Source organism: Microcystis aeruginosa LEGE 91341, assembly GCF_015206885.1.
Taxonomy (GTDB): domain Bacteria; phylum Cyanobacteriota; class Cyanobacteriia; order Cyanobacteriales; family Microcystaceae; genus Microcystis; species Microcystis aeruginosa_H.
This window is the reverse complement of sequence record NZ_JADEXY010000055.1, coordinates 1-12,469: the sequence shown is the minus strand read 5'-3', so window position 1 is coordinate 12,469 and position 12,469 is coordinate 1. Positions and strand designations below refer to the sequence as shown.

Below are 12,469 nucleotides of genomic sequence, written 5' to 3'. Positions count from 1 at the left end.
TGGTGGAGTTATAGGCCGTTGAAAGCAGATTTTCTATCACTACCCTTGAATAATATCAAAGCTGCCTTGGTTTTGAATCCGATAAAACATAGCTCTAGTCCTTGTTGCCGATATTTTTCGAGCAGCAGTTGTTGGTAGTCGTTTATTGGTTCCGGTGAATTGACAGTTAAGCCATCTACGGCTTCAAACCATTGTAACCATATTTCTATCAGTTTTCCATCAGGCTGAGTGTCAAAGGTTTTGACTCGATATTTATGGTCGAGAAGATCAATAAAGTCGCTTACTTCCTGAACAAGGACTTCGGGGAGTTGCTGTAGCTTAGAAATTGCAGTTTCTCGAATTGTCACAATCATCACCTCTACCAAGATTGCTAGTTGGACAACTTTAAACTAGGTTAGGATAGGTAGCCTAACCTAGAAAATTTTTAGGAAGCTAAGGCTACCTCGACTATTTGTTGTAGTTCCCCATTTTGATAGAGTTCGATCATAATGTCGGAACCGCCAATAAATTCACCGTTGATATAGACTTGGGGAATAGTCGGCCAATTGGAATACTCCTTAACTCCTTGTCTTAACTCCTGATCTTGCAGAATATCGACAGTTTCGTAGGAAACCCCCAGAATATTGAGAATTTGTATGACGTTATTCGAGAAACCACACTGAGGCATTAATTTATTGCCCTTCATGAACACAAGAACTTTGTTATTCTGAACTAATTGATCGATTCTGTCCTTAGTTTCGGGTGTCATAGGTCTAGTAGCTAGAATTTGAGCAAGAATAGCCAATCCTGAGACGTGGCATATCCTATCAGTTTAGCACAAGCCGTTGAGATAGCCTTAAAAAGGCAGGTCTTCGTCCTCCTCCAAACTCTCTAAAATTTCGTTAACATCAGGTCTCCCGCGCACGATAGTCATATTTTCCAGAGACTTATTAACTTTAGTTTCTGCGGCCGAATTTTCTGGCACTGAATAACCCATATTGACCAGTTCACCATCAAAAGATTTCGCTAACTTTTGAGCGGCTGCCAAAATTTCGCTAACATCGACATCTTGATCTAATGTCCCTAAAGATGAATCAAAATTTAAGATTTTTTCGGGCAGTTCTGTGCTAGGAGTTTTTGGGGTTCCCGACGCGGTGATCTTTGCTTCTTTTTTCTCGATAATTGCTTCTTTGACTGGGGGAATATCCACCACGGTCATAACTTTATTTTCGGGGGTTATTGGTGGGATTGTTGCGGTTTCTGGTGGTAGTGGCATCTTGGCTGCCGGGGATTGGGAAACTTCCGCAGCCATGGCAGCAGTGGCGGAACCTACCTGTAAATGGACTTTAATCCGGCGCTGAAAAACTGCCTCGAAAGCTGACTCAATATTAGTCAAGCGTAGCCGGGCCATTTTTAATAATTGTTCCGAAGATATGCTTAAATAAGCGCTCGATTCTTCCATACTAAAAAGACTGCCATGCTGACGTAGGAGAGTGCGAGTAGTGGGGGGTTCCATTACTTCTAAAACCCGCTGCCAAATTTGTTCATGATTGTCATCACTGGTAACAGTTTTAACCTCAGTTTTCGGCACTGCGACGCTAGTTGTCGAGGTGATAACCGCCGGTTTGATTGGTTGATTAACCGGCGCCGGTGCTGTGATCATTTCAGGGGGCCTCTCGACGCTGGTTTGGGGACGGGAAGGCGCTACCGTGGCAACTAGCGGAATCACCTGTGCTTGCGGTAACAGTCCTAATAGAGTGACTTCTAACCAGAGACGGGGTTGAGTGGTGTTTTTTAGTTGCGTTTCGCTGTCTTTAAGCAGTTGTTGACCGCGGAGAATTTCCTCTAAAGACCAAGTACGCGCTTCCGTACACAAATCCTGCCAAGTGGGAGCAGTGACAGCGACCATTTCTGGACGATTAGGGGCGGTTTTGGCTAAAAGTAGGTTTAAATAGAATCCCGCTAGATTTTGCAGGACGATTAAAGGTTCCTTACCGCGATTCATCAGATGGCGACATTGTTCGATGACTTGATCGGGAATATTGCTATGAATGACTTTAAGTAGGGTTAAGAGGTCTCTTTCGGGGACTGCACCGACTAAATCCCAGACTCGCTCGGCCGTAATCGTTCCTGCGAGTAAACTTAATTGATCGAGGAGACTTTCCGCATCGCGTAAACCACCGTTAGCGATCTGAGCCACAAGGGTTAATGCTTCTAGGTTAATATCGATCGCTTCTATTTGGGCGATTTTTTGCAGGTGTGCCACCATGGCATCGAGAGCAATACGACGATAATCAAAGCGTTGACAACGGGAGATGATGGTAGGCAAGACACGCTGAGGATCCGTGGTAGCAAGTACAAAAATCACTCGATCCGGCGGTTCTTCCAGAGTTTTCAGCAAAGCATTAAAGGCCGCCGTACTGAGCATATGGCACTCATCGATGACATAGACTTTATAACGACATTGGACGGGGGCAAATTGCGATCGCTCGATAATTTCCCGAATGTTATCCACACCCGTATTACTAGCGGCATCAATTTCGATCACGTCTAAAGCGGAACCATTGGCGATCGCTTGACAGACAGAACACTTACCGCAGGGAATCGGTGTCGGATGGTCACTAGACAGACAGTTGAGGGATTTGGCTAAAATTCGCGCTGAGGAGGTTTTCCCCGTGCCTCTGGGTCCAGTAAATAGGTATGCAGGAGCGATTCGCTCACTGATTAAGGCATTACTCAAGGTCGTGGCGATCGCTGATTGTCCCACCAAATCGGCAAAGGTTTGGGGACGATACTTATGATGTAGAGGTTCGTAGGTCATGACTGGCTGAAAACTTTTTCCCCACCCTAGAGACTACTATTATCCTATGCCGATTCTTTTTCGGCACGAGAACAAGTGTATGCTTTTTATCTAGCCAGTTGTAATGCGCGATTTGCATCACGAAAATGGCAATTTAGCTAAGGCCTGTAATAAATTGTATTAATAACTACAATTTTGCCGAGAAAATCTGCGGACTATCTTAGTATGCCCAAAGATAGCGCCACCAATCAGACCCACTGCTTATGACTGAATCTACAAAAACCCAATGTCCTTACTGTGGAGTAGGTTGTGGTTTGACAGTCACCCTCCCCGCGTCGGCCGGACAAGCAGGGAAAGTCTTTGGGGACAAGTCCCACCCCTCCAGTCAAGGTATGATCTGTGTTAAAGGGGCCACCGTAGCGGAATCAATCGATAAAAATCGCCTCAAAACCCCGATGATCCGCGATTCTCTCCAAGATCAATTTCGTCCTTGTACTTGGGAAGAAGCATTCGATCGCATCGTTAACCGTATCCAAACTCTAATCGCTCAGGGGGAAAAGGAAAGTATCTGTCTATACGGTTCGGGACAATTTCACACCGAAGATTACTACATCGCCCAAAAACTGGTCAAGGGTTGTCTGGGAGTCAATAACTTTGATGCTAATTCCCGTCTTTGTATGTCTTCGGCCGTGGCCGCTTACGTTGACAGTTTCGGCTCCGACGGTCCCCCCTGCTGTTACGATGACCTAGAATTAACCGATTGTGCCTTTCTGGTGGGGACAAATACAGCCGAATGTCACCCCATCATCTTTAACCGTCTGCACAAGTATCTCAAACGTAACCAACAAGCGAAATTAATCGTCGTTGATCCCCGCAGCACCAAAACCGCCGAGGCCGCTAATCTCCACCTCGCCATTAACCCGGGGACTGATATTGACCTATTTAACGGTATTGCTCACCTGTTACTGAATTGGGGTGCGATCGATACCTATTTTATCGATAAATGCACCAGGGATTTCCCCAAATACGCCGAAATTATCCGCCATTATCCCCCGGAAATCGTCGCGCATAAATGCGGTATCCCCATCGACGATTTAGAACAGGCTGCCCGCTACTGGGCCGAATCGAAAAGAGTGCTTTCCCTCTGGTCGATGGGTATCAATCAATCCAGCGAAGGCACGGCCAAAGCCCGCACTTTAATCAATTTACACCTAATGACGGCTAATATCGGTAAACCGGGGGCTGGTCCTTTTTCCCTAACCGGACAACCTAACGCCATGGGAGGACGGGAAGCCGGCGGCCTCTGCCATCTTCTCCCCGGTTATCGTTCCGTCAAAAATCCCCAACACCGGGCCGAAGTGGAACAAGCTTGGGGTTTACCTGCTGGTCGGATTTCTCCCGTCCCCGGTCGCGATGCTTGGAGTATGATTACTGGTTTGGAGACGGGAGAGGTGAAACTTCTTTGGATTGCCGCTACTAATCCGGCTGTTAGTATGCCTGATCTAGAACGTACCAAGGCGGCCCTGTTTAAATCACCTTTTACTATCTATCAGGATGCCTACTATCCCACGGAAACCAGCGCCTATGCCCATTTATTACTGCCAGCATCCCAATGGGGCGAAAAAACGGGAACAATGACCAATTCTGAGCGCATGGTGACGTTAAATAAAGCTTTTCGCCCTCCCGTCGGTCAAGCTAGGGCCGACTGGCAAATTTTTGCCGAAGTTGGTCGCCGTTTGGGGTTTCAGGCACAATTTAATTTTCAGGATTCGGCCGAGGTATATTCCGAGTTTGCCCGCTTGACCTATAAACGTCCTTGTGATATGACAGGGATTAATTATGATCGCCTGGCCGAGACTCCCCTCCAGTGGCCCAATTCCATCGATGAAATTTCCGCCCCTAAAACCGCTAATTCCGGGCAATTACTGGGTAATTTCGTTAAAGACGACGATAAAAGCCCAAAAACAGCCGCAAAACGTCTTTATACCGATGGTAAATTTAATACTGCCGATGGACGTGCTGTTTTCGCCGCCTACCACAGTAAAGGTCTAGCGGAACCCCCGGACGATGATTATCCCCTAGTGTTGACCGTGGGGCGTTTGTACGGTCACTGGCACACCCAAACTCGCACCGGCCGCATCGAGAAAATTGTCAAAATGCACCCCGCACCTTTTATAGAAATTCATCCCCAAGATGCGGCAAAATTGGGCATAGAAGCTGGGGAATGGTTGGAGGTGCGTTCTCGTCGGGGTTCTGCCCGTTTTCCGGCTTTAATTACCAAAGCAATTGCTCCTAATTGTGTCTTTGTGCCGATGCACTGGGGGGCCCTATGGGCAGAAAATTCTGAGGCCAATAGTCTCACCCATCCGGCCGCTTGTCCGATTTCCCTGCAACCAGAATTAAAAGCTTGTGCTGTCAAATTAATCCCGTTGAAGTCTTTAGTTAATGCCGAATTATCTCTCGGTCAATTTCTGGCAACTCCCTAATCAAATTTGGCTTTCCCTTTAGTTATTTTTGTTATACTAAATCCGTTGAGTAACGCACAGAAAACGGGTTTCTCGGAGAAACCCGTTTTCTACTCAAAAAGGGGAATAAATAATCAGTCTTTAATAACCAGATTTAGTATTATACCAATTTTCCAAAATCTGGTGGGTAGTTTGTCTTTAAAGAATTAAACCTCTTGCACAATTAATTTTTCAGGGTTCAAAAACGTCAAAAATAAGGATTAAATGGCATCAAGTCTGTAAATAGACCATTTAACTTATTACTATTCATTCTTAATTCTCCTGACTACTGACTACTGACTCCTGACTCCTAACCCCACCAACAAACTTTTTCAGCAAACCTTACTTATTAAGCCAAGACGCATTTTAACCACCTATCCTTAGATTAGCTGAATGCACTTCTTGCATAATTTTTTATGGTATAATGCGGGGGTGCTTTTCTTTCGATTTTTAGATGGAAGTCGAAAACTGGTATCATCTACGTCGCTGCTGTCAGCCTGCTGTTGAATGTCTTGTTCGTCCCGCTGCCAGTCGGTAGCCCCTCTCGAATCACCTCACCATGACGACAACAACTCTGACTCCCGCACCAGTTCAAGCATCAGAAAATTCCCCAGCACCCCCTGATTGGGTAGATTGGCAAGTCGCCCATCAAACTCCGGGACGGCTGCGAATTCGCATTCCTCGCCTCAATTGGGATGACGAATTTGCCAGACGCTTGCAGCGATCGCTGCTGAGAAGCACTGCCATCAGCGAGAGCCGCATCAATGCCGCAGCCTGCTCCCTGATTGTCTCCTACCCGGCGGAAGTGTTGTCAGCAACGGCCATCCTAGATTACTTGCAAGCGGCCATCCCAGCGGCCGGCCGGGAAAGAGAGCCAGAACTAAACGAGAAAGTCGGGGCTAGGAATCAGGGGACTTGGCCAACTTTAGGGCTGCCGGCCTTAACCCTGGCTGTGGCGATCGCTGCTGCTCCCCTAGAACTGCCCTTCTCAATTGTGGGGGGAATTGTTCTTGCGGCTTCAATTCCTCTCTGGCAGAGGGTTAGCCAAGCCCTCACCCAGCAAGGACAAGTGACAATAGACTGCCTCGATGCCCTCTGGTTGAGCTACCAACTGCTTCAAGGTAACAACATCGCTGGCGCACTTGCCCTCAATCTGGCAGCAGTGGGGGAGAGCCTGCGCCAGAGCAAGCTCCAACAGCTAGAAGACGAGCTATACCTGCTGTTCGAGCAAGAAGATGCAGAAATCCACTGGCTCTCTGACCAGCAGCGGTTCGCTCCCGTTCCCGAAGCAGCTCGAGAAGGGTGGCTAGATTCCGTCGAAAAAACCGAACTACTCCAAAACCTCAAACCCGTCGCCCAAGGAGCGATCCTACCCACTTTGTTCCTGAGTGGCACTTGGGCAATGCTGACGGGAGACTTGGGGCGTGCGAGTGCGCTGTTACCCCTTGACATCGGGGTTTCCCTGCGGGGTGTTACTCCCTTGGCAGTGGTTTCGGCCCTGACGGCGGCAGCGCGACAAGGCGTTTACATCCGCAATGCTAGGGTACTGGAAAAGCTGGCTCAGGTGGATACTCTGGCCTTTACTCGCGAAAGTTTCCAGGACTTGATTACCCCGGAGCTGCTGGTGAGTTGGGGCATCCCTTCCGAGTGCATCTACTTCGCCACCGATGCGGCTGCTGTTGAGGGCCTCCAAGAACAGTTGCGCCGCCAAGGTAAGCGGGTGGCTTGGATAACCGACGGTGGTAGTGATTGCTTGGCTGCTCAGGAGGATCAGGTGGTCATTTCTCTAGGGAGAGGGGAATTGGAAGCAGCCGCCGATGTCATCTTGCACAGCCAGGATCTCCAGCCCCTTGGCTACACCTTTGCCCTGGCGCGGCATACCCTTGCCACTGCCTACGAGAGTTTGGCGATCGCTACTCTGCCCAACCTGTTAGTGGTGGCAGTCGGGGCATTTTGGGGACTCAACCCGGTGGCAGCCGCCGCAATCAACGGCAGTTCAGCCATCCTCGCAGAATTGAACAGCCTGCGCTCCCTGAAACCTAACCCCTTATACCAAATTTCTAAATTCCTGACAGACATAGAGCTTCTAAAATCCAAGACCATCCCGTTAAATACCCGATAGTGTCATTGGATAAACGATTTAAAAGAGCATCGAGTTTATCTCTTAAAGCATCAAAAGATTCAAAAGTTTCCCATGCTAGAAAATTTTTCAGGTACAGCCAAACTCTCTGTTGCGGGGTTAACTTCAGGACAACAAGAAGGTTGATCAAACAAGATAATATTGTCGGGAATTTCTAAGTGTCTCGCCATATGTACAGGAGCGTTATCTACTTGTAAAATATGTAATTCATTGGCAAAAGCTTGCGATAGTTGTAATAGATATTCTCCGAAACAATTCCCATCTAAATGGGAGAATTCATAGAAGAAGCTTCTGCCCTGTCGAGGCTCTACAGCCCCGTACAGCCAAAAGCATTGGAAGTTATATTGAAAATTACCAATCGGCTTAACTCCGAAAAGAGTTATTTTATTCCGAGCAATAGTGTGACAACCAAATCTACTTTCATCCTCGCACCAAAAACTTACTTTCTCGTAACGCTTTACTTTCTCGCTTTCCCTGTCTAGTAAAGCTTTTAGTCGTTTAGATAAGTTCGCTTTAAACTTATCTACTTCGCCAGGCAATTGTCTCGGATTTCGTGGTCTAGGTACTTTTAATTGAGCTTCCTAATTCCTGTCTAACGAGACGATAAACTGTTGTATAGCTGACGAAAATTTCTCGAACGACCGAGAGCCAAAAATAAATCTCTTTATAGCTGGTAAAACCCACTGGGTCTTTTAATTCGTTTTGTAAAAGAGCGACTTCTTCTACCGAAATCTTTTTCGGTCTTCCTGGTGGGTTTCCTTCAGATAATAATCGCTCGATTCCTCCTTTTCTGTAAAAACTTAACCAGCGATGGATTGTTCTTTCCCCTCGTCCCATTAATACCGCTAAATGGCGAACCGTCTCTACCTCCCCCATCTTCAAAAAATATAAGGACTGTACTTTAGCGTAGGCTAAACTACTTTTTTGTTGTTTCATTAATTTTTTTAAATCTTCTACTGACTCAACAATATCAATTTTGGGTACGACCGGCATCGCCAATTTATCCACTTAATCATCTTTTCTATAAGTATGCCATAGTTTTTGAAGTTTGGTATTAGAAAAGGGGTTTCTTTGAGAAACCCCTTTTCTGGATTTTCTGAGGAGCAGACCGCACTATCAAAAAATGCTATTATTTTAAATAAATTACGTCAATAAATAAGTAGCTGGTTATAATTAAATTAAAAATCGATTTAAGGTTCGATCCCCCCTGCCCCCTAGGGCTGTTTCATTCTCCATCTTAAAACAAGAAGTCAGAGAGGCAGAAGGCAGGAGGGAGTTTTTTCAAGAGAGAAAATCATTATTATTAAAAAAAAGCCTCCTCCCCCTCTCCCCACAGCCAACACACTCCCTACCCTTCCTAATTTTCAGCCGACTTTGAATCAACCCTACGGGGAAACGGGAAACGGGGAGATGATATGAACAAAACTATTTTGAGCAATGCAATACTTATGACGTTTTTTTATCGACGGTTAGTCATGGATATACTCAGAATGAGGCTTCTTTTCCTATTCGAGCTTTGGAAGGAGATAATTGTAATCGAGTAGTTGAATTGATCTATCAATCAGAAAAATTAGCATCAAATGACTCTAGCACAAAAGTTTATTTTGAAGGTTTTTTAAGAAGAATAGGAAAAGATGAAGATCAAACAAATACATTGGGATTTTGTGAACCAGCAACGGACAGAGAAACTCTATCTATTAAAATTGTCATTGAAAATAATAATGAAATAAAAAAGATTCAATTACGTTCAGAAAAATCTCCTGGCTATATGATATTCACACCCATATTTTTCGATATAAAAAATAATTATATTTTAGGTCGATACTATTTAGCTAATAACTGGGGTTCAGTAGATACTGGATATTTCACATACGATCTAAAATCCGATAAATTATCTTATATAAAAGCTTGTCAAGAAGAAGAGTTGGTCGAATATAGAGGCTTTATTTCTTCATTAGAAATTGCTTTTAAGTGTTCTTTTTTGTACGGTCAATATCTAATAAAAACATCATTTATTTATGATGTTTTTAATTCTAGCAATGACCAAGTTTATCGAGTCAGAGAAAGAATCATAATCAAACACGAAAGATTTGGTGAAATTGTTGATAAAATTTCAATCATCAAAAGGCAGGTTTTTTAATTAAATAAATCCTGCTAACACTGTATCAAAAATTATAGCTAGTTTAACGCTATTTTACATTTACAAGGAACTTAATCGGGTCGATAAAAGCAGAAAGGAGTAATTCCAGATATAATATGTCGTTAATAAGAAGGTTAAAAATAGTGGTTCACTATCTTTAAGAAAAGATTTAGACTATCATAAGATGCGCTTAAATTATCAACTTGGCACCAATGGAGATTTTTAGTTCTTTTTTCCCATCTACAAGAATAGCACTTTCCAAAAGTGATAAAAGAAATGTAAAGTTATTTTATATTAGTTGTCTTTGATAGTCTGGAAATTGTCCTGACGACTTCCCAAATTGCTCCCCACCTGACCCACCGTCCCAACCACCAGTTGGCGAAAGTAGATAGCACCGAGTCGGTTGTCAGCCATCTGATCGGAGGCTTGCAGCGATCGCATGGGTTTAAATTGAGTTACGCGCAAGCTCAGGTATTTTTATTTGAGCAACGCCAAGAGAGAAAAAGCAGCGTAGACCATATATCTGTAAAAAATGCTACAATAAGCTAAGATTCCATCAAAGGTTAGATTATCAAACGCCGACTCAGGACTATCAAGGTCGGAAAGCCTCGTTCGATAGTCTGAGCAGAGGCAAGACAATCGGTTAGAACTTATTGACTATCTGAGACTGTCCAATCGTTGGGATCGACTTCGGGTGTGGGTGAGGATATCGATACGCAATTGTCAGGGTAACACCAAATCCCCCTGATCCAGTGGAGTGGACAAGCCTTCTTGTTTCTAGTGACCACTTCAGTGGTCACTGATGATAACTGGGTTTTGCTAACTGGATTTAGGATAAACCTGCCTTAGTGCGCTTTTGTCGTTACTTGTCTAACAATTGTTGCTATTTCACTAACTACCTTATTTTTTATAGTTAAAAATTATGGCAAGCAAATCTTATTCGATGGTGCAAAATTCCCCAACTGGAACAACCGGAACGGGACTAGATCAAACGGTTGAAAGAATTGGCAGAGATCCAGGACTTGCTGGTGCTAATCTCGGCACAAATATTACAGATGGAATGACGGCAGCTAATGGATTAAATCAGTTAATCTTAGAAGCCAAACAAGCCACTGGAGTTGCTAGTAATGGCATTTTTACTGTCAGTGACGTAACCGCGATTAATGCTTGGATTCGCGCTAACCGTTTAGCAGAATTTACTGCTCTCCACGGCGATGATGATGGTACAACAGAAACAGGCTTTCATCTAGTCCAAAATGACGGAGCGACTCAACAGTATCGCAATCAGAATTTAGTTGATACGGTTTTTGATGGCATTTATCACATTGGTTTCCTAATTGAAAATGGCACCTTTGTCAATGAAGATGGTAACGCCAATGCCACAGTTGCTCAGGTGGCGGATTGGCTAACCCAATTTTATACAGATCGGGCCACAACTAATACCGGACTTGATCGGATTACGGAATTAATCATTGCCGATCAGGGTTTAGCGCAAAATATACCTTGGCAAGAAATTGCTGGCGGTGCTGATGCTGCCAATGGACTGAATGATTTATTAAAAACAGCGATTACCACCTACAATCTCGCCGCCGATGGTTCAATTTCCGAAAGCGATATTGCACAAATTAACAATTGGATTCGCTCTGATGCCACCCGTTATAATACTTTTGTTGTTCTGCATGGGGATGATGACGGCACAACAGAAACTGGCTTCCATTTAGTTCAAAATGACGGCGCTCAGACCACATATTTTGCCAAAAACCTAGTTAATACTGTTGCCGACGGAATCTATCATATTGGCTTTCAGATCCAAAATGGGCGATTTCTCAACGAAGATGGTGCAGCTAATGCCACAGTAAAAGACGTAGCAGATTGGGTAACATATTTTTACGTCGATCAGTCCACCACTGGCACCGGATTAGATAAAATTGTCGATACCATCAAAATTGATACTGGCTTAGCCAAGTGGACAAATGCGGGGGATATTAACGCCGGAGCCGCCGCCGCCGACGGACTTAACCATCTATTAGTAGATGGCATTACTGCTACAGGTATCGCTGCTGATGGCTGGATTACCAGCGATGATATTCGCACCCTCAATCAATGGGTTCGCACTAATCACTATGACGAATTTATCCTCCTCCACGGTGACGATGAGGGAAATGAGGAAACAGGCTACCACTTGGTGCAAAATGACGGAGCGACAACCCAATACTTCGGTAAAAATTTAGTCAATACCGTAGCCGATGGACTCTATCACATTGGCTTTAACATCGAAGAAAATCGTCTCGTCAACGAAGATGGTGATGCCAATGCTCGCCTTAACGATGTTTCCAGTTGGCTCAACTATTTCTATCTTCAGAAAACCATTATTTACGGTGATAACTCCGGCGACACGATTACCGGTACGAATCTTGCTGAACACCTGATGGGTTACGGAGGAAATGATGTTCTGAGTGGTGGCGACGGCGATGACCTAATCGATGGAGATTGGGGGTCTGACACTTTATCGGGTGGAGTTGGTAATGACTTACTCTATGGCGGTGCAGACAATGACCAATTGGATGGAGGTGAAGGATCAGATACCTATTATGTCTCCGGTAATTTAGCCGGAGGCTGGTCGAGTTTCCAAGGCTATGACATCTATACCGATACCGGCACCTCTGGGGTGGATAAAATTGTGGCTTTGGGTACAGGAGACGTGGACCTGGGGATTCGTTCTTTTAGTGCCAATAGTGGCATTGAAACCATCGACGGGACAGGAGTAGCAGGAAAAGTAACCATCGTCGGTGATTGGAGTGACAATACCCTCAACTTCTCTAATACCAACTTTGTCGGTAACAATATCCAAATCCATGGCTATTGGGGGAATGATAATATCACCGGTAGCAATGGTAATGATGTCA

8 protein-coding genes and 1 pseudogene are annotated in these 12,469 nt (G+C 44.8%); 4 read left to right on the top strand and 5 right to left on the bottom strand.

What is annotated here, in order from left to right:
- Window positions 1-8: 8 nt before the first annotated feature.
- The 3 genes from IQ234_RS10280 to IQ234_RS10270 form a co-directional block, all read right to left on the bottom strand.
- On the bottom strand, window positions 9-353 hold the full coding sequence (locus IQ234_RS10280) for a DUF2281 domain-containing protein (protein ID WP_228008456.1): 345 nt from the start codon (window positions 351-353) through the stop codon (window positions 9-11).
- 71 nt (window positions 354-424) lie between these two features.
- Window positions 425-748: a Grx4 family monothiol glutaredoxin gene (grxD, locus tag IQ234_RS10275; RefSeq protein WP_002770648.1), complete on the bottom strand. Its 324-nt coding sequence runs from the start codon at window positions 746-748 to the stop codon at window positions 425-427.
- Between the two features lie 87 nt (window positions 749-835).
- Entirely contained in the window at window positions 836-2,800 is a 1,965-nt protein-coding gene (locus tag IQ234_RS10270; protein WP_193957019.1) for a DNA polymerase III subunit gamma/tau, read from the bottom strand.
- A gap of 242 nt (window positions 2,801-3,042) precedes the next feature.
- Between IQ234_RS10270 and IQ234_RS10265 the strand changes: the two genes are divergently transcribed.
- Window positions 3,043-5,265, top strand: coding sequence for a molybdopterin oxidoreductase family protein (locus IQ234_RS10265; protein WP_193957018.1), 2,223 nt, complete (start codon window positions 3,043-3,045; stop codon window positions 5,263-5,265).
- A 577-nt stretch (window positions 5,266-5,842) separates the two neighbouring features.
- A complete protein-coding gene (locus IQ234_RS10260; RefSeq protein WP_228008455.1) occupies window positions 5,843-7,405 on the top strand; it encodes an HMA2 domain-containing protein in 1,563 nt (520 codons plus the stop codon).
- Here the strand turns inward: IQ234_RS10260 and IQ234_RS10255 are convergent.
- A pseudogene (locus IQ234_RS10255) lies at window positions 7,344-8,416 on the bottom strand (IS630 family transposase). The gene IQ234_RS10260 and the pseudogene IQ234_RS10255 overlap by 62 nt on opposite strands.
- A 523-nt stretch (window positions 8,417-8,939) precedes the next feature.
- Here IQ234_RS10255 and IQ234_RS10250 point away from each other — a divergent pair.
- On the top strand, window positions 8,940-9,563 hold the full coding sequence (locus IQ234_RS10250; RefSeq protein ID WP_228008454.1) for a hypothetical protein: 624 nt from the start codon (window positions 8,940-8,942) through the stop codon (window positions 9,561-9,563).
- A gap of 294 nt (window positions 9,564-9,857) precedes the next feature.
- Here IQ234_RS10250 and IQ234_RS10245 read toward each other — a convergent pair whose 3' ends face one another.
- A complete protein-coding gene (locus tag IQ234_RS10245; RefSeq protein ID WP_228008453.1) occupies window positions 9,858-10,028 on the bottom strand; it encodes a hypothetical protein in 171 nt (56 codons plus the stop codon).
- 457 nt (window positions 10,029-10,485) lie between these two features.
- Between IQ234_RS10245 and IQ234_RS21610 the strand changes: the two genes are divergently transcribed.
- A partial coding sequence (locus tag IQ234_RS21610) for a calcium-binding protein (protein WP_416209676.1) occupies window positions 10,486-12,469 on the top strand: 1,984 nt, incomplete at its 3' end.

What these genes read in the sequence shown, in the direction of transcription:
- grxD (WP_002770648.1), bottom strand. Translation starts at nt 748, where the DNA reads ATGACACCCGAAACTAAGGACAGAATCGATCAATTAGTTCAGAATAAC.
- IQ234_RS10265 (WP_193957018.1), top strand. Translation starts at nt 3,043, where the DNA reads ATGACTGAATCTACAAAAACCCAATGTCCTTACTGTGGAGTAGGTTGT.
- IQ234_RS10270 (WP_193957019.1), bottom strand. Translation starts at nt 2,800, where the DNA reads ATGACCTACGAACCTCTACATCATAAGTATCGTCCCCAAACCTTTGCC.
- IQ234_RS10280 (WP_228008456.1), bottom strand. Translation starts at nt 353, where the DNA reads ATGATTGTGACAATTCGAGAAACTGCAATTTCTAAGCTACAGCAACTC.
- IQ234_RS10260 (WP_228008455.1), top strand. Translation starts at nt 5,843, where the DNA reads ATGACGACAACAACTCTGACTCCCGCACCAGTTCAAGCATCAGAAAAT.